Source organism: Paenibacillus sp. NMA1017 (assembly GCF_058895805.1).
Genome location: NZ_JBZXYR010000004.1, coordinates 343,954 through 361,684, shown reverse-complemented (window position 1 = coordinate 361,684; position 17,731 = coordinate 343,954). Strand labels below are relative to the sequence as shown.

The window sequence follows — 17,731 nt, the reverse complement described above, 5'->3', positions numbered from 1 at the left end:
TTTATTTATTGTACACTAAATTTGACCTCGATGCTGACCATATGCAATAGCGAAATCTCGGCATGTTTACGTCATTGTGATAACATATAAGTAAGTGAGTTTTCCTCAGGAAGCCTGCTGGGGAGTTCAGAATAGAAAAGTGGGGATAAAACGTGCAGACTTTGCTGTTATGGATGTTTTACATTTCAACTTTTTATGCTTTTATTCCAGCGCTGGTTAGTCGTATATTTGGTTTCCGGGTGTTCAGGCGCGGCAAAAGTGAGCAAGAATATGCGCTCACCTTTGATGATGGTCCTGATCCAGTGTATACATCACAGTTGCTTGATTTACTGAAGCGTTTTGATGCCAAAGCTACTTTTTTTGTTGTTGGGATGAATGCAGAAAAACACCCTGAGCTTCTGAAACGCATGCATGATGAAGGTCATCTAATCGGTATTCATAATTATGTGCACAAATCGAATTGGCTTATGCGGCCTGTTACCGTCAGAAGACAAATTGCCCAGACAGAGTCAGTCATTCGTCGAGTAACTGGCGAGGGAACGACCTTTTATCGCCCACCTTGGGGGATAGTGAACTTTTTTGATATTTCCAACACCAATGGTCGTCGAATCGTATTATGGTCCTCCATGTTCGGGGACTGGAAGGCAAGCATAGGAGCGAAACAATTGGCGGAGAGAATGCTCAAAAAGCTAAGGGGTGGCGAGGTGATGCTGCTCCATGACTGTGGTACGACATTGGGGGCAGACGTGGAAGCGCCCCAGAATATGCTAATCGCACTGGAGAAGCTACTGAGGGTCGCCCAAGAACGAGAATTACGTAGTGTACGGGTGGATACATTGTTTTGCCGTCAGTCTGTCAATCAGCCTACCACCTCAGAGATGTCCACTACGGGTTGGTTTAAAAGAACGCTGGTATGTGGATGGCTTCAGTATGAGCGTCTATTTCATGTTTTGTTTCGTCTTCGTCCCGTAAGCCAGGAGGATACGATCTTTTATTATCGTCGCCGTATCTATCATGGGCCAAATGTAAATATGGAGAACAGCAGGTGGCTAGAAAAAGGGGACCTGGTAATCGAACTTCATTTTGATAATAAAAAGTTGTTTCAATTGGGTTCGACGGCAAAGTCGATGGTACATCTAGCTATTCAATTAATTCGGATTGTAAAAAAACAACTTCCTGATCTGACCCAACGCATTGTACATGATTCTGAAATGAAGGATGTAAAGGCGATCTATGCAGTAAGTATGATTCATCGGGGACCAGAGAAGTTGGGATTTCAAGTTCGAGAGCTTCCCAAAGGACTGTTTAAGCATGTGTCCACTGTATATCTAAAGCTGTTATTTCGTGTTATCCATCCTTCAGGTTCAGAGCAATTGAGTGAAAAAAAAGATGTAATGGTACCGAAACTGATTGTGATGCCAATGGATACCTTGTTTGATCGTTTTTATCAGGAAGACTCACCCCGCTTAGACAAAGCTCCTGAGCAAACAGCTCACAGATATGATGTCCATACACTCAACAGCGAAATGACTGAATAGACTAACCCCAATGACCAAATAAAAAATCCTCTCGATCCTTTGTTAGGGATCGAGAGGATTTTTAGCTGTTCATAAAGTAATCCTATCTTGGCAAAGCATTTAGATTTTCATAATTCCGCCGTTACTTGCGTTCGTCACCAGCTTGGAATAACGCGCCAGGTAGCCCGTTTTCACCTTCGGCTCAAAGCCTTTCCAGTTGGCGCGACGACGTTCGAATTCTTCGTCCGTAATCTGGAGCTCAATCTTACGATTGTTCAAGTCCAGCTCAATGATATCGCCGTCCTCAACAAAAGCGATAGGTCCGCCTTCTGCAGCTTCGGGGGAAATATGACCGATGGAGATACCACGAGAAGCACCTGAGAAGCGTCCGTCAGTAATCAGGCCCACCTTGGCACCAAGTCCCATACCCACGATTTGTGAAGTTGGAGCGAGCATTTCAGGCATACCAGGTCCACCCTTTGGACCTTCATAACGGATAACAACCACGTGTCCTTCATTAATTTTACCGTTGGCGATACCTGCCAGTGCATCTTCCTGTGAATCAAAGCAGATAGCAGGACCTTTGTGATAACCACCAACCGAAGGATCAACTGCACCGACTTTAATGATGGAGCCTTGCGGTGCCAGATTACCGAATAACACAGCCAGACCGCCACGTTCGGAATAAGGGTTGTCCAGTTTGTGGATGACGTTAGTATCCAGAATTTCCTGTCCCTCTACGTTTTCACGAATGGTTTTTCCGGTTACAGTTATACAGTCTCCATGCAGTGCGCCCGGTTTCTTCAACAATTCATTCAGCACTGCGCTTACGCCGCCTGCATTATGAACATCCTCAATATGATAGTCAGAAGCAGGTGCCAATTTGGACAAATGAGGTACGCGGTTTGCGACTTCATTAATACGTTCGATAGGGTAGTCAACTTCTGCTTCATGGGCAAGTGCCAATGTATGCAATACTGTATTTGTGGAACCGCCCATTGCCATATCCAATGCAAATGCATTATCAATAGCTTCTTTAGTTACGATATCACGTGGTTTAAGATCCAGCTTAATCAATTCCATCAATTGGCGCGCAGATTGTTTAACGAATTCTTTACGTTCTTCTGCTACTGCGAGAATGGTGCCGTTACCCGGCATAGCCAGACCCATCGCTTCCGCGAGACAGTTCATGGAATTCGCTGTGAACATCCCTGAACAGGAGCCACATGTCGGACAGCCATATTGTTCTAATTCAAGCAAGCTTTGATCGTCGATTTTACCAGCCTGATATGCACCTACGCCTTCGAAGACGGAGGTCAGGGAAATAGAGCGTCCGTTCTTGTCTTTACCAGCTTTCATAGGACCGCCACTGACGAAAATAGTTGGAATGTTAACGCGCAATGCGCCCATCATCATGCCAGGGGTAATTTTATCACAGTTAGGAATACAAACCATGCCGTCAAACCAGTGAGCGGACACGACAGTTTCCAGAGAGTCAGCTATAATTTCGCGGCTTGGCAGAGAATAACGCATACCGATGTGGCCCATGGCAATGCCGTCATCTACACCGATGGTGTTAAACTCAAAAGGTACACCGCCTGCGTCACGAATGGCTTGCTTGACAATTTTGCCAAATTCCTGCAGATGGACGTGGCCCGGTACGATATCAATATACGAGTTACATACCGCAATAAACGGTTTGTCAAAATCTTCTTCCTTGACACCCGCTGCGCGCAGCAAGCTGCGGTGAGGAGCGCGGTCAAAGCCTTTTTTAATCATATCGGAACGCATTTTCGTCTTAGCTGTCATGATGCTGGTTTCCCCCCAAAGTATAAAAATAGTATGGCGTTCAATGGACGCCGTAATAGCGCAGATGTTTTCTAAAGAGTCTATCATAGATGTGAGCTTTTTTCTACATATATGAAGATATTGAAAAAATACAAGAAGGGTTCTGTAATCAACAATATATAGACATGAGCAGTTTTATTTCTCTATATATTGCATTTAGAAGAGGTTTTAATTTGAATCTATTAGAAATATATACTGATAGGTTTGTGTATCAGGGAAAATATGAAAGAGCCCATACCGCAATAAAGCAGATGGGCTCAAGCTTGTTTTTTTATGTTAAAGGAGGGCGGAATATGACACTACACCTTAATTTTTGCCGCCTTTACGACCGATGTCTCTGTAGAAATTTTTGTCATGCGACTCAGCTGTAGCATCGCCGCCCTTTTTGCCGATTTCCTGATAAAATTCTTTATCATGAGAGTTTGCGGTTGCTTCCCCGCCTTTTTTACCGATCTCCTGATAAAATTCCTTATTGTGCTTCTTGGAAGTAGCTTCTCCACCCATACGACCTGCTTCTTCGCGACTCATTTTCTCCTGATTTTGATTACGTGCCATTACAAATCACTCCTTAATAAAAAAGTTGTTTTTTGTTGCGCGCATCCTTTACTTACCACATCACGCCTGTATGAAACAGGCTCCAAGTGGAGTAAAGAGGGGATAGACTCGCTTACATGTTCGTCTGTAATTGGGTTGTCGCGTATTCAATGTTAAATAAAAAATGGATAAAAAGATTACGCGGACCGTCTAAAAGGATAAGGAGCTGGCTTTAGCATCCACTCTACCTGCGGCTCAATCAGAGGTCGTGTTGCAGTTCGAACCCAAGGCATGGTCAACATACAGCACAAACCAGCAGCACACACTACAATTAACATGACTTCCACTGGAGTATCTATATACTCGTAGACTCCCTTCGCAACGACGGTACGGACGATCAAGCCATGGAGTAAAAAGACATATAGTGTCCGTCTTCCCATCTCGGTTATACGTCCTGTGACAGCTGGAACAAAGCTTAGGAACGCCATGGATGCTATCCATTGAACTCCATAAATGCCGATGCGATAAATTCCTGCGTACCATTCGGTATGGCCCAATTCACCGTAAGTCATGTTGCCATACAGCCAGCCTGCTGGGATGCCGAAATACGATGTTCCCGCCAGTACCATAAGCAGAAAAGATACAACGCCAGCGATTATGCGGACTGGAACTGTGAAGAACCGTCGAACGTCTGCATAATTCAAATGATAACCTGCTACAAAGTAAGGCAAATAAACAAAGGTTCTGCATACGCTCAGCCATATACCATCCACAGGGAGATACCCAACGAGGATACCCAGCAGCACGGATATACCCAATTGGAGGACAGGTGGTATTTTCTGAAAAGAGAGCATCAGCAGTCTCCAACAGATATGGCTGGCAAGGAACCAGAGTAGCAGATAAGGAGCAAAGAACGAATGATGGATATGAGGAACGTGGAAGAGTGCAACATCCAAGATTGAATAGAGCGATTGAAAAATAAGATATTGCATACCGATCTGAAGCAGAACTTTTCGGCCTGCAGATCCGGTCAAGGATGTTTGGGCAAAGTAGCCTGTAACGAGTACAAACAACGGCATATGAAACATGAATATCCAGCTGAACCATTGTTGGGCAATATGAAGGGAACCGACTAGAGGTTCCAAAGCATTCCCTGCAAATACGCATATGATCAACAGAAATCGCAAATTGAGAAAGAAGCTTTCCCCTTGTACATCATGGCTTGTCGTCATGTGATTCCCTCCGAACGGCTTCTGCCGACTAAACTATTTAAAAAATAATTCTTTACAAGGAACAAGGTACGATACTCTGGACTTTACCATTGTGATTTTATTCACAATAGTAAGCGTTATCATGTCCTTATTATGTGGCGAAAGCTTGAACACCGGACAAAGACGGGCTAATACCTGGAAATGTATGCTGATTTGACCCTGTATGTGCAACGATGTTACCCTAACAAGGCTATAGTTACGCTGAGAATACAGCGGCACATTTTATATTCAAAAACCGAATTACGAGGTACGAAAGGCGAAAGGAACGTTTACAATGAGAAGAAGAACAAGAAGATCATACAATTCATATGGGACACGTGGCCCTCGGAAAATATGGAAAATTCTCTTAGGCATCCTGATTGTTATTGTACTGATCGCAGGGTGGGGAGCATGGAAGGTATTTACGCCTTATCAGCCTGACGAGACGGCGACGGCTGCATTAGCCGAAGTAGCGGATGCTGTGAAAGTAAATGAACAAGAACATTGGGTTGGTTTTGAGCCTGTAAAAAGAAGCGGAGCTGGAGTCATTTTGTATCCAGGGGCGTTGGTGAAGCCCGAAAGTTATGCGCCTTTGGCACGCCGTCTGGCGGAAAAGGGTCATCATGTGATCATTGCAAAAATGCCACTCAACCTTGCATTGATCTCCCCGGATCTAGCGAATGAAGTGCTAAAGGCATATCCGAAAGAAGCGTTTGTTATTGGAGGCCATTCGTTAGGCGGTGTGATGGCGGCCCGATATGCAGCTGCACATCCTGATCAGGTCAAAGGTATATTTTTCCTTGCCTCCTACCCGGATAACAAAGGAAATTTAAAGGATAAAAATCTGCCCGTTATTTCTCTACTGGGAAGTGATGATGGAGTCGTCCAGATGGAAAATGTCCAAAGTGGAAGAACTTATTTACCAGCCAACACGCTGTATTTTACAGTCGAAGGGGGTAATCATGCCCAATTCGGCAGTTATGGTGCCCAAAAAGGGGATAATCCTGCGAAAATTAGCGCTGTCGAGCAATGGAATCAGACGGTAACGGCTTTACAGGACTGGATGAAAGAGAGCGTGGATGTGGCTCCTAAGAATCAGTAAGGGAGGTGTGCTGCATGTCTGAGCTGATCGTGCAGGGGGAGCGGTACCCATGCCGTGGTATTTTATTAGACAAAGATGGAACGTTGCTGGATTTTATTCAGTTGTGGGGCCCCTGGGCTCGTTCTATACTGGATATGATGGAGCAGCATCTTACCGTGGCGGGTGCCGGTTTTACGGTGGAAAAAGGTAGCGTTCTAGGTACTGTTCACGATCAGGAGGGACGTGTGATCGGTTACGATCCTTCTGGCCCGCTGGCCATGGGGACCGTGGACGAAAGTACGGGGGTACTGGCTTGGCAGCTTTATACTGCTGGTGTACCGTGGAATGAGGCTGTGCGACTTGTCCGCGACTTTAATAAAACGGCGATGGCTGATATTCGGCGACATCGGGCAGTGAAGGTGTTTCCAGGGTTGCGGACGTTGCTTGAGCAAAGCCGCCATGCCGGGCTGAAGTTGGCGGTTGTGACCTCTGACAGTACAGAGGCGGCACAGGAGCATTTGGAGTGGATGGGGCTGACATCCTATTTTGACGAGATTATCGGACATGATAGGGTTACATACGGTAAGCCTGACCCGGAAATGGCTGAAAAGGCCTGCGCGTTACTAGGATTGTCGCCGGTGGACGTGGTAGTCATCGGAGACAGCAATGGAGATATGCAGATGGGCAAGCGTGCCGGAGTGCGGCTCGCTATTGGATTTGCGCCAGAAGCAGAACGTTCTGGTCATTTGCTGGATGCGGATAAGGTTATTCGTGGTTATGAAGAGCTGGAGGTGCGTAGAGCATGAAGGTTAATACGTTAGCGGAATGGATACAGCAATCGCAGAATATTGTTTTTTTCGGCGGAGCAGGGACATCGACAGAAAGCGGTATTCCGGATTTTCGTTCGGCAGCAGGCCTGTATCAAAGTGAGGAGAAATTGCCTTATTCTCCTGAGGTTATGCTGAGCCGTTCATTTTTTGTGAAGCATCCTGAGGTGTTCTTCGACTTCTATCGCAGCAAAATGCTGCATCCCGATGCGGAGCCGAACGGTTGCCATCATTTCCTCGCGTTATTGGAAAAGCAAAGCCGTCTTAAAGCGGTTGTGACACAAAATATTGACGGATTACATCAGGCAGCAGGTAGTGTGAATGTACTAGAACTTCATGGCTCGGTGCATCGCAACCACTGTATGGAATGCGGACGCTTCTACAGTCTAGATGAAGTGATGAACAGCTCTGAAGTTGTACCCAAATGTCCGATAGATGGGGGAATTATCAAACCGGATGTCGTTTTATATGAGGAGGAGCTGGATCAGGATACCCTTATTCAATCCGTTCAGGCTATTTCGCAGGCTGACCTGCTGTTAATTGGAGGAACGTCGCTGACAGTACATCCTGCTGCGGGCTTGATTACTTATTTTCGTGGTAAACATACGGTGCTGCTGAATACAGATCCCACCTCGTATGATCATAAGGCAGATCTTTTGATCACTGATCCAATCGGTAAAGTTATGGAAAAACTTGCTCATCAATTAGGTCTGTAATCGTTTTCTTGTCAACGCCTGGATAAAAGCGCTATGATGATGTTGTGATGGACATTACAATGTTTCGAGAGAGGCTGGGATAGCATGGTTTATTTAGCTGGCGAAGATCGTTATGAAAGTATGAAATATAACCGTACAGGGAGATCAGGTCTAAAGCTGCCCGCTATTTCGCTGGGCTTGTGGCACAATTTTGGCGGGATTAACAACGCGGAGAATGGCCGTAGCATGATTACCCGCTCCTTTGATCTAGGAATTACGCATTTTGATTTAGCTAATAACTATGGCCCTCCTGCGGGATCAGCTGAGGAATTTTTTGGACAAGTATTAGCCAGTGATATGAAACCGTACCGGGATGAGTTGGTCATCTCCACCAAAGCGGGCTACAATATGTGGGCAGGGCCTTATGGTGACTGGGGATCTCGCAAGTATATGATATCTAGTCTGGATCAGAGCCTGAAGCGGATGGGGCTGGACTATGTCGATATATTCTACTCTCACCGATTTGATCCTAATACGCCGCTGGAAGAAACGATGGGAGCACTGGATCATATCGTACGTTCCGGCAAAGCGCTGTATGTGGGTGTGTCCAATTATAGTGCGGAGCAAACAGCAGAAGCAGCTCGCATTCTGAAGGAGCTGGGAACACCGCTTCTGATTCATCAGCCGAAATACTCCTTGCTCGACCGCTGGATTGAAAACGGATTACAAGATGTACTGGACGAAAACGGGGTAGGCAGCATTGCCTTTTGCCCGCTGGCGCAGGGACTGCTAACCAATAAATATTTGAACGGAATTCCCGAGGATTCACGTGCAGCGAGTACATCGGTTTTCCTGAATGAGAACCATGTGACGCCAGAGACACTTCGCAAGGTACGCGCTCTGAATCAGATGGCTGCTGCACGCGGACAAAGTTTGGCTCAATTCTCGCTGGCCTGGGCTCTGCGCGGCGAACGTCTGACCTCTGTCTTGATTGGGGCAAGTCGGGTAAGCCAAATTGAAGAAAATGTTGCTACCTTATCCAATCTGGACTTTTCTCAGGAGGAATTGGATCGGATTGATTCGATTCTGAATGCCGGGAACTGACAGGACGGCGGCATAGCCTAATGGCGAAAGTTAATTTGTAGTCATCGGTCTAATTTCGCATTCTCTTATACAATATATACTTAACAGCCCGCATCCGTTTGAAGGATGCGGGCTGTTAAGTATGGTAGGAATTTAGGGGGAACCATACTGCCCCTTACCCTCTCTGTGAAAGAAGATCAATCTTCGTCGAAGTAACAGGTCTGTTCCGCCTGTTAAAACCTACTTTACGACTGTGGGTAGTGCTTAACCTTGCTCCGGTACTCGGTTGGAGACTGACCACAGAAACGCTTGAATTGACGTGAGAAATATAAGGCATCGGTTAGTCCGACCGAAGCGGCCACTTGCTCTACCGATAGTTCAGGACGCTCACGCAGCAGTTGACGTGATTTGTCGATTCTTAGCTTAAGCAGATAGGTGACGGGGGAGATGCCCGTTTCCTTTTTAAATATCCGTGACAAATACGCACGATTATAACCAAGTCCTTCAGACATTTGCTCAATGGAAACGGGGTGTGCGTACTGAGTGGACATATATTGCACCATCTGCTTGACTGTACGTTGAATTTGCGAATCCGCCCCGGACGGATCAGTCCAGTCACTCAGGTAATTGCCTGCTTCCCCCATAATCAGATACAAATAGCCCAAGGCTGATAGATGAGAACTAGATTTTCTGCTGTAAAAGGCCAATTGCATTTGTTCCAAATAACCGGGGATGGGACTTTGATCGGAAGCATGGAAGACAGGCTGGTGAACACGCAGACCTGCCTTCTGCACCACCTGCTCAGTATGGTGTCCAGTAAACGCAGACCAACGATAACGCCACGGTTCCTCTTCATCAGAGGTATAGCTCACCAGCTGACCGGGATGGATAAGGAAAAAATCGTTTTCTTCAAGCTGATATGTGTGCTGTTCCGTTCGGAAGATGCCTTTGCCCGATTCTACAAAGTGAAGCAGATAGTAATCATAGATTTTCGGCCCTACGGCATGCCCGGATTTGGTTTGGCTCTCTCCTGCAAAAAGCACATGCAGTGGGCTATTTTCATAAAACACTGGATTAGAGGCGACAGCATAACTATATGAATGCGCTTGCAAAATAGGGTCATCCTTCCTGCATTTGTGAATAGTTTAGCGGATGCGGTATACTTACATTGTACATATCCAAGTCACATTTATCCATAGCTTAAACACATGGATGCATTACATTGTGTGACGCTTTCATTTATACTGAAATCATAAGAGATGTCAACCTGATTAAGATGTTACAGGGAAATCAGGGGGCCTTTACTAAAAGGTATATGAGGTGGATGCGGATATGAACTCTACTGAATTAAAGAAACATTTTATTGAAAAATATGGTGAAAGCAGCAATGAACTGCGGATATTTCATGCACCTGGACGTGTCAATCTGATTGGAGAGCATATCGACTATAACGGTGGTTATGTACTCCCGGCTGCGCTGGAATTCGGAACGACGCTACTCCTTCGTGCGCGCAATGATGATGAAATTCATTTCGCTTCGACAAACCTGTCGTATGAAGTATCTATCTCTCGCGGAGAAATAGGTAACAACAAAACGGATGAGTGGGTGGACTATCCGGTGGGTGTGCTGGTAGAGCTAGCTGATAAGGAAGTTTATCCGTCTAGCGGATATGACCTGCTCTATCACGGAGAAATACCGAACGGAGCTGGATTATCCTCCTCAGCTTCCATTGAGGTTGTCACAGGATACGCGTTCCTTACGATCGAAAAACAGAAAACAGATACGGTCGAAATCGCTTTGTTGTCCCAGCGGGCAGAAAACAATTACGTTGGCGTCAATTGCGGCATTATGGACCAGTTCGCTGTAGCGAACGGAGCAGCTGATCATGCAATTCTACTGATGTGCGATACGCTGGATTACCGCAAAGTTCCATTCGTTACGGGGGCTTATAAGCTCGTGATCGGCAACACAAACAAGCGTCGCGGTTTGGTGGACTCGGCCTACAACGAGCGTCGTAGTCAATGTGCGGAAGCACTGTCCATTTTGCAGCAGCAGGAGCCTTCACTGGAATACCTCGCTCAGCTGGACGAGAAGCGTTTCGAAGAGCTTCAGCATCACATCGCGGACGAAACGGTGCGTCGGCGGGCACAACATGTGGTGGAGGAAAACGCTCGTGTGTTGGCTTCTGTCGATGCTCTCGCGGCGAATGAACTTGCAGCTTTTGGTCAGTTAATGAATGCTTCTCATGATTCATTACGCGATTTGTATGAGGTCAGCTGCACGGAGCTGGACGTCATGGTTGAAGAAGCACGACGCATTCCTGGCACGTTGGGTGCTCGTATGACGGGAGCTGGATTTGGAGGTTGTACGGTTTCATTGGTTCATGAGGACGATGTGGAACGTTTTGTGAAGGAAGTCGGCGAAGCTTATCAGACCCGCACAGGGCTGGAAGCCAGCTTTTATGTATGCAAGGCAGGAGACGGAGTTAAAGAACTGAAGGAGGACGAATAACATGGCCATTTTAGTAACAGGTGGAGCTGGATTTATCGGTTCACATACCGTAGCAGAACTGTTGGATCTGGGAGAAGAGGTTGTGGTGCTGGATAATTTGCAAACCGGGCACAAAGCAGCGTTGCTTGGAGGCAAGTTGTATGAAGGGGATTTGAGAGATAAAGAATTACTGTCCAAACTGTTCTCTGAAAATAGTATCGATGCAGTTATCCATTTTGCAGCCAACTCGCTGGTTGGAGAAAGTATGCAAAATCCTGGTAAATATTACGACAACAATGTATTTGGCACGCTGAGCTTGCTGGAGGCGATGAAGGATGCTGGAGTGCGTCGAATCGTGTTTTCCTCTACTGCGGCTACCTACGGCGAACCGGAAAAGGTGCCGATTGAAGAGGGTGACCGTACAGAGCCAACCAACGTGTATGGTGAAACAAAGCTGATGATGGAGCGCATGATGTCGTGGTTTGATAAAGTTTTAGACATCAAATATGTGTCTTTACGGTATTTTAATGCGGCTGGGGCGCACGAGAGCGGCAAGATCGGTGAAGATCACCGACCAGAAAGCCATCTGATTCCATTGGTGCTTCAGACCGCCTTGAAACAGCGTCCACACATCGCTGTGTTTGGTGAGGATTATGCGACACCTGACGGCACATGTGTTCGGGATTACATTCACGTGAGTGATCTGGCGGATGCTCATGTGCGTGCAGTAAATTACTTGCGCGAAGGCAATGACAGCAACGTGTTCAATCTGGGCAACGGACAGGGCTTCTCCGTGAAAGAAGTAATTGAGACAGCACGCAAGGTCACTGGGCTCGAGATTCCAGTTGTGACAGAACCTCGCCGCGCAGGCGATCCAGCGATATTGGTGGCATCTTCTGACAAGGCTCGTTCGGTGTTGGGCTGGAGTCCAGCACGTACCCAACTGGAGGATATTATTAGCGGAGCATGGGGATGGCATCAGTCGCACCCTCACGGCTACGGCGACGAATAGACGGGAGACGATGACATATGAGCGAGCGCCAATCTGCAGATAAAGGCCAAGGCCGGGAACATTCCCGGCATCTGGCCCATGACATCGACGAAACTGTACAACAATCGGCTCTATATGCGGTGGAGCAACTGGTTGCATTCGCACAAAACAGGGGGTTGATCGGTCCGCAAGATACAGATTACAGCCGTAATCTGCTATTGGATCAGTTTGGTTTTTCGGAGCCTTATTCAGGTGGGGAAGCAGGGGGCATTATTGCCCCTGAAGCCCTCCAGCCTGTGCTTAATGTATTGATAGATTATGGTTTTGCCATAGACCTTATCCCTGAAAACACAGATACGTATCGTGATTTGCTGGATTCCAAAATTATGGGACTGTTGATGGCAAGACCGTCTGAAGTCATCCGTGACTTTCATCAAACGGAGACTGAACGTGGCATAGAGGCGGCGACAGATGCCTTTTATCAATTATCCATCGATTCGAACTATATCCGAATGGATCGGGTTGCCAGCAATGTGTACTGGAATCAGTCGACATCTTACGGAGATATGGAAATCACGATTAATTTGTCCAAGCCAGAAAAAAGTCCCAAGGAAATTGCGATGGCGAAGCTTTTGCCGCCGCCTGTTTATCCCAAGTGTCAATTATGCCGTGAAAACGTCGGATATGCAGGAAGAGTAAATCATCCGTCCCGTCAAAATTTGCGTATCATTCCGGTGGAGTTAAATGGAGAACCGTGGTTTTTTCAATATTCACCCTATGTGTATTACAACGAGCATTGCATTGTGTTCCATCATGATCATGTACCAATGAAGCTTACGAAGGATACACTGCGCCGATTGCTGGCCTTTACGAAAGCGTTTCCGCATTATTTTATTGGCTCCAATGCGGATCTGCCGATTGTCGGCGGATCGATCCTGACCCATGATCATTTTCAGGGTGGTCGTCATACATTCCCAATTGAAAAAGCGGGTGTGGACGGCGTATACCATAATGAAGCGTTCCCGCAGGTTACAGCAGGGATTGTAAACTGGCCGATGTCGGTCATCCGTTTTACGTCAACAGATGCCGAGGCGTTGTTGGAAGCGGGAAATGCTGCTTTTGAAGCATGGAAAGCTTATAGTGATCCTGTAGCTGATGTCCTCTCTCATACAGAGCAGGAAGGGGAAACGATTCCGCATAATACCGTGACGCCGATTGTGCGCCGTGATGCCGAAGGCAAGTATCAGATGGATCTCGTACTGCGCAACAACCGAACGAGTGAAGAGTATCCGGAAGGTATTTTCCATCCTCACCGCGAGATGCATCACATCAAGAAGGAAAATATCGGTCTGATCGAAGTTATGGGACTTGCCATATTACCGGGGCGGCTCAAGGATGAACTGGATGGAATTGCAGATATTTTGTGTGGGGATGAAAAACTGGCAGTGGCTATGCAGCAGGAAGGACATCCACTGTTTAAGCATGCAGACTGGATTTACCAGTTAAATACCCGGTTCGGTCGTTTGCCTGACAAGGAGACGGCTGTTCGTACCGTACAAAATGAGGTTGGACTGAAATTCAGTGAAATATTAGAGCATGCAGGAGTATATAAACGGAATCCGTCCGGTCAGCAGGCCTTTGCTCGTTTTATGAAACAATTAGGATATATTTTGGGAGAATAAAATTGCTTGCGAAGCACATACTACACTACGAGAACCCTCCCAAGATATGACATGGAACCATGCTCCTCAGGAGTGTGGTTTTTTTTTCTGAAAATAAAGCAAGATTTGTTTCCTGTAACCGAAAAGGTTATAATAGAGTAGTTTCTTAACATTAAACTTTAGAACTATTGGAGGCGAGCGTTTGCGATGAAAGCATTCGAATTTTATAATCCTACACAATTGATCTTCGGTAAAGGACAATTGGAGGCTCTCAAGCGTGAAGTTCCTAAATATGGTAAACGTGTACTGCTTGTATATGGCGGTGGCAGCATTAAGCGCAGCGGCTTGTATGATAATGTAATAAGTTTGCTTGGTGAAATCGGTGCAGAGGTAACGGAACTGGCTGGTGTAGAACCGAATCCTCGCTTATCTACAGTACATAAAGGCGTGGAATTGTGTAAAACACATCAAATCGACCTCGTTCTGGCTGTAGGCGGCGGTAGTGTGCTGGATTGTTCCAAAGCCATTGCTGTTGGTGCAAAATATGATGGCGACATGTGGGATTTTGCAGAGCGTAAAGCGGCACCACAGGCAGCATTGCCATTAGGTACGGTTTTAACCATGGCAGCCACTGGTTCTGAAATGAATGCGGGCTCTGTTATTACAAATGAAAAAACACAGGAAAAATTGGGCTGGGGCAGCGTATTTGCGTTCCCTGCGTTTTCTATTCTTGATCCTGTGAACACATACTCACTGCCACAAAATCAAACCGTTTACGGAATCGTAGATATGATGTCACATACGCTGGAACATTATTTCCATTTGGAATCCAATACTCCGGTCCAACTTGGCTGGTGTGAAACGATTTTGCGTACGGTCATGGATGCGGCTCCAGGTCTGGTCAACGATCTGGAAAACTACGAGCTGCGTGAAACGATTATGTATTGTGGTACGATGGCGCTGAACGGCTTCCTGAACATGGGGCTGACAGGCGACTGGGCTACTCACAATATCGAACATGCTGTGTCTGCTGTTTATGATATTCCACATGGTGGAGGATTGGCTATTCTGTTCCCGAACTGGATGAAACATAATCTGCATGTGAAGCCTGAACGCTTCAAACAACTGGCCGTCAATGTGTTCCATGTAAACCCAGAAGGCAAGAGTGATGAAGAAGTAGCGCTGGAAGGTATTCAGGCGTTGCGTGATTTCTGGAACTCGATTGGTGCACCAAGCCGTCTGGCTGATTACGATATTGATGCGTCCCAAATCGATGTAATGGCTGATAAAGCTGTGAAATTCGGATCTTTTGGTGGCTTTAACAAGCTTAATCGCGAAGATGTAGTCGAAATTTACAAAGCATCTCTGTAAACCGACATTTGTATCAATTTAAGCACGTTTGTGCGTCATTAGACGTACGAACGTGCTTTTTTGGGTTTGATTGGGATATTGGAGGAAAATTTTGAAACTTTTTAAGGTTGAATACGTAAACATAGTTATAGACTGGAAACCAGACTGAAAAGGTACATGGAAGGAGGAGTCGCATGGAAACCATATTTTGGTGGTTATTGGCAGGGGGCGCTATCTTTACCGTAGTCAGTGTGCTGATTGGAGATGTACTCGGTGGTTGGCTGGATGGTGCATTGGAACTGCCGGGCCTCGATTGGTTCAGACCTGTCGTTTTACTTGGAGCCATGACCGCTTTTGGCGGAGCTGGAGTACTGCTGACAAAGTATACCGGGCTATGCATGGGATGGGTCGTCGTGCTTGCTTTAGGGATTGCGTTTGTCATCGGAATACTCGTGTTCTTTGCGTTTATCAAACCCATGGCGAATTCGGAGGTATCCAGCGGCTTCTCCATGCGTGAGCTGACTGGCCGAATTGGTGAGGTCACTATTCCTGTACCTGAGGTTGGTTACGGGGAGGTTATGATCCGCTTGGGTGCAGGCAACACCATACATACAGCATCGAGCTTCGATCACAAACCGCTTGCTGCAGGAACCCGTATCGTCGTGGTTGAGGTCGCAGAGGGCGTCGTCCGCGTAGCGTACCTGGACACATAGACGGCGCATTCGCTTAACTTGAAGGGAGCGTGATCGGGAGTGTCAAATTTGCAAGATATTGTGTTGGTCCCAGGAATTGTTGTCATCGTTATCGTTATATTAGGGATCGCTTTTTGGGCCCGCTACAAAACGGTAGGGCCGGATGAAGGGATGATCGTGACGGGTTCTTTTCTGGGAAATAAAAATATTTCCGAGGATGACTCTGGACGTAAAATTAAAATTGTACGCGGCGGGGGTGCCTTCATTTGGCCTATTTTCCAGCAGTCCGAATTCATCTCTCTGTTGTCCCATAAACTGGACGTAACCACACCGGAAGTGTATACGGAGCAAGGAGTTCCCGTGATTGCGGATGGTGTGGCGATCATCAAGGTCGGCAGTTCTATTGAGGATGTGGCTACAGCAGCCGAGCAGTTCATCGGGAAGCCACTGGAAGCTCTTAGGGGAGAGGCTCAGGAAGTGTTGGAGGGGCATTTACGCGCAATCCTCGGTTCGATGACAGTGGAAGAGGTTTATCGTAATCGGGATCGGTTTGCGCAGGAAGTACAGGGTGTGGCTGCTCGTGATCTGAAAAAGATGGGCTTGCAAATCGTTTCATTCACCATCAAAGATGTGCGTGATAAGCACGGATATCTGGATGCGCTTGGTAAGCCGAGAATTGCCGCTGTGAAACGGGATGCTGAAATTGCAGAAGCTGAGGCTGTGCGGGATGCCCGGATTCAGAAGGCGCGTGCGGAACAGGAAGGCCAGAAGGCCGAATTGCTACGGGATACCAACATTGCCGAGGCAGCCAAGGAGAAGGAACTGAAAGTGGCTTCGTTTAAGAAAGAACAGGATACAGCGAAGGCAGAAGCCGATCAGGCTTATCACATTCAGGAGGCCCGTGCTAAGCAGACTGCTGTCGAGGAGCAGATGAAGGTCGAGCTAGTGCGCAAGGAACGGGAAATTGATCTTCAATCCAAGGAAATACAGGTACGTGAAAAGCAATATGATGCGGAAGTGAAAAAGAAGGCAGAAGCCGATCGGTATGCGGTCGAACAAGCGGCGGAAGCAGATAAATCGCGTAAAATGCGTGAGGCTGAATCGCTGCAATACTCGATTGAGACACAGGCTAAAGCGTCAGCTGAACAAAAACGTCTCAACGGGCAAGCAGAAGCGGATGCCGAACGCGCCAAAGGTACGGCAGACGCAGATGTCATCCGTTTGCGTGGACTTGCAGAAGCCGAGGCCAAGGAAAAACTGGCGGAGGCGTTCCAGAAGTTTGGAGAGGCTGCCGTGCTCGATATTATCGTAAAAATGCTGCCTGATTTGGCTGGACGTATTGCCGAACCGATTGCGTCCATTGATAAACTCACCGTTGTTGATACAGGAAAAGGAGAAGGGGCAGCGCGTGTCAGCAATTATGTCACCGAACTGATGGCTACGGCACCCGAGATGCTGAAGAGTGTATCCGGTATTGATGTGGAGCAGTTAATCAAGGGGCTGACCACGGGGAAAAAAGGCCTTCATTCCGTGCCGTCCTCCGGTGAAGCGAATAAGCAGTCTCTTCCAGCCTCGGTGGAGGCAACACTAACAGATAAAGAATAACGATAAGTCTTTGGGGACCATCTATCCCTAACCAAAAGACCGCTTTTCATCACAGCATTTCCCGGCAATGTGATGAAAAGCGTTTTCTTTTTATTGACCTTTAGCCG

The 17,731-nt window shown here is 46.9% G+C and carries 15 protein-coding genes; 11 read left to right on the top strand and 4 right to left on the bottom strand.

Annotated features, from left to right (window positions below):
- Window positions 1-152: 152 nt before the first annotated feature.
- Entirely contained in the window at window positions 153-1,538 is a 1,386-nt protein-coding gene (locus AC5ELV_RS13730; RefSeq protein WP_493430649.1) for a polysaccharide deacetylase family protein, read from the top strand.
- 99 nt (window positions 1,539-1,637) lie between these two features.
- Here the strand turns inward: AC5ELV_RS13730 and ilvD are convergent, their stop codons facing one another.
- From ilvD to AC5ELV_RS13715, 3 genes are all read right to left on the bottom strand, one after another.
- Complete coding sequence (ilvD, locus tag AC5ELV_RS13725; protein ID WP_039272868.1) at window positions 1,638-3,326, bottom strand: dihydroxy-acid dehydratase; 1,689 nt, start codon at window positions 3,324-3,326, stop codon at window positions 1,638-1,640.
- Window positions 3,327-3,671: 345 nt separating this feature from the next.
- On the bottom strand, window positions 3,672-3,920 hold the full coding sequence (locus tag AC5ELV_RS13720) for a KGG domain-containing protein (RefSeq protein WP_493430648.1): 249 nt from the start codon (window positions 3,918-3,920) through the stop codon (window positions 3,672-3,674).
- A 176-nt stretch (window positions 3,921-4,096) separates the two neighbouring features.
- Window positions 4,097-5,131, bottom strand: a complete 1,035-nt coding sequence (locus AC5ELV_RS13715) for an acyltransferase family protein (protein ID WP_493430647.1) — start codon at window positions 5,129-5,131, stop codon at window positions 4,097-4,099.
- Window positions 5,132-5,444: 313 nt separating this feature from the next.
- Here AC5ELV_RS13715 and AC5ELV_RS13710 point away from each other — a divergent pair, with 313 nt between their 5' ends.
- From AC5ELV_RS13710 to mgrA, 4 genes are all read left to right on the top strand, one after another.
- A complete protein-coding gene (locus tag AC5ELV_RS13710) occupies window positions 5,445-6,251 on the top strand; it encodes an alpha/beta fold hydrolase (RefSeq protein ID WP_493430646.1) in 807 nt (268 codons plus the stop codon).
- 14 nt (window positions 6,252-6,265) lie between these two features.
- Complete coding sequence (locus tag AC5ELV_RS13705; protein ID WP_493430645.1) at window positions 6,266-7,036, top strand: HAD family hydrolase; 771 nt, start codon at window positions 6,266-6,268, stop codon at window positions 7,034-7,036.
- A complete protein-coding gene (locus AC5ELV_RS13700; RefSeq protein ID WP_493430644.1) occupies window positions 7,033-7,773 on the top strand; it encodes an NAD-dependent protein deacylase in 741 nt (246 codons plus the stop codon). The genes AC5ELV_RS13705 and AC5ELV_RS13700 overlap by 4 nt, the downstream gene beginning before the upstream one ends.
- An 84-nt stretch (window positions 7,774-7,857) precedes the next feature.
- On the top strand, window positions 7,858-8,856 hold the full coding sequence (gene mgrA, locus AC5ELV_RS13695; protein ID WP_028542446.1) for an L-glyceraldehyde 3-phosphate reductase: 999 nt from the start codon (window positions 7,858-7,860) through the stop codon (window positions 8,854-8,856).
- 224 nt (window positions 8,857-9,080) lie between these two features.
- Here mgrA and AC5ELV_RS13690 read toward each other — a convergent pair whose 3' ends face one another.
- Window positions 9,081-9,947 (bottom strand): helix-turn-helix domain-containing protein, encoded by an 867-nt coding sequence (locus tag AC5ELV_RS13690; protein ID WP_493430643.1) that lies wholly within the window; start codon window positions 9,945-9,947, stop codon window positions 9,081-9,083.
- A gap of 220 nt (window positions 9,948-10,167) precedes the next feature.
- Here AC5ELV_RS13690 and AC5ELV_RS13685 point away from each other — a divergent pair, with 220 nt between their 5' ends.
- From AC5ELV_RS13685 to floT, 6 genes are all read left to right on the top strand, one after another.
- Window positions 10,168-11,346, top strand: a complete 1,179-nt coding sequence (locus AC5ELV_RS13685; protein WP_493430642.1) for a galactokinase — start codon at window positions 10,168-10,170, stop codon at window positions 11,344-11,346.
- Between the two features lies 1 nt (window position 11,347).
- Window positions 11,348-12,337 (top strand): UDP-glucose 4-epimerase GalE, encoded by a 990-nt coding sequence (galE, locus tag AC5ELV_RS13680; RefSeq protein WP_493430641.1) that lies wholly within the window; start codon window positions 11,348-11,350, stop codon window positions 12,335-12,337.
- 17 nt (window positions 12,338-12,354) lie between these two features.
- Window positions 12,355-13,998 carry a UDP-glucose--hexose-1-phosphate uridylyltransferase gene (locus AC5ELV_RS13675; protein ID WP_493430640.1) on the top strand — a complete coding sequence of 548 codons (1,644 nt, stop codon included), beginning with the start codon at window positions 12,355-12,357 and terminating at the stop codon, window positions 13,996-13,998.
- A 186-nt stretch (window positions 13,999-14,184) separates the two neighbouring features.
- Window positions 14,185-15,348: an iron-containing alcohol dehydrogenase gene (locus AC5ELV_RS13670; protein ID WP_028542451.1), complete on the top strand. Its 1,164-nt coding sequence runs from the start codon at window positions 14,185-14,187 to the stop codon at window positions 15,346-15,348.
- A gap of 173 nt (window positions 15,349-15,521) precedes the next feature.
- Window positions 15,522-16,040: an NfeD family membrane protein gene (locus tag AC5ELV_RS13665; RefSeq protein ID WP_493430639.1), complete on the top strand. Its 519-nt coding sequence runs from the start codon at window positions 15,522-15,524 to the stop codon at window positions 16,038-16,040.
- Between the two features lie 48 nt (window positions 16,041-16,088).
- Complete coding sequence (gene floT / locus AC5ELV_RS13660) at window positions 16,089-17,624, top strand: flotillin lipid rafts scaffold protein FloT (protein ID WP_493430711.1); 1,536 nt, start codon at window positions 16,089-16,091, stop codon at window positions 17,622-17,624.
- Window positions 17,625-17,731: the final 107 nt, after the last annotated feature.

Excerpts from the sequence above, each read along its gene's own strand:
- ilvD (WP_039272868.1), bottom strand. The coding sequence starts at position 3,326 with ATGACAGCTAAGACGAAAATGCGTTCCGATATGATTAAAAAAGGCTTT.
- AC5ELV_RS13720 (WP_493430648.1), bottom strand. The coding sequence starts at position 3,920 with ATGGCACGTAATCAAAATCAGGAGAAAATGAGTCGCGAAGAAGCAGGT.
- AC5ELV_RS13715 (WP_493430647.1), bottom strand. The coding sequence starts at position 5,131 with ATGACGACAAGCCATGATGTACAAGGGGAAAGCTTCTTTCTCAATTTG.
- AC5ELV_RS13710 (WP_493430646.1), top strand. The coding sequence starts at position 5,445 with ATGAGAAGAAGAACAAGAAGATCATACAATTCATATGGGACACGTGGC.
- AC5ELV_RS13705 (WP_493430645.1), top strand. The coding sequence starts at position 6,266 with ATGTCTGAGCTGATCGTGCAGGGGGAGCGGTACCCATGCCGTGGTATT.
- AC5ELV_RS13700 (WP_493430644.1), top strand. The coding sequence starts at position 7,033 with ATGAAGGTTAATACGTTAGCGGAATGGATACAGCAATCGCAGAATATT.
- mgrA (WP_028542446.1), top strand. The coding sequence starts at position 7,858 with ATGGTTTATTTAGCTGGCGAAGATCGTTATGAAAGTATGAAATATAAC.
- AC5ELV_RS13685 (WP_493430642.1), top strand. The coding sequence starts at position 10,168 with ATGAACTCTACTGAATTAAAGAAACATTTTATTGAAAAATATGGTGAA.
- galE (WP_493430641.1), top strand. The coding sequence starts at position 11,348 with ATGGCCATTTTAGTAACAGGTGGAGCTGGATTTATCGGTTCACATACC.
- AC5ELV_RS13675 (WP_493430640.1), top strand. The coding sequence starts at position 12,355 with ATGAGCGAGCGCCAATCTGCAGATAAAGGCCAAGGCCGGGAACATTCC.
- AC5ELV_RS13670 (WP_028542451.1), top strand. The coding sequence starts at position 14,185 with ATGAAAGCATTCGAATTTTATAATCCTACACAATTGATCTTCGGTAAA.
- AC5ELV_RS13665 (WP_493430639.1), top strand. The coding sequence starts at position 15,522 with ATGGAAACCATATTTTGGTGGTTATTGGCAGGGGGCGCTATCTTTACC.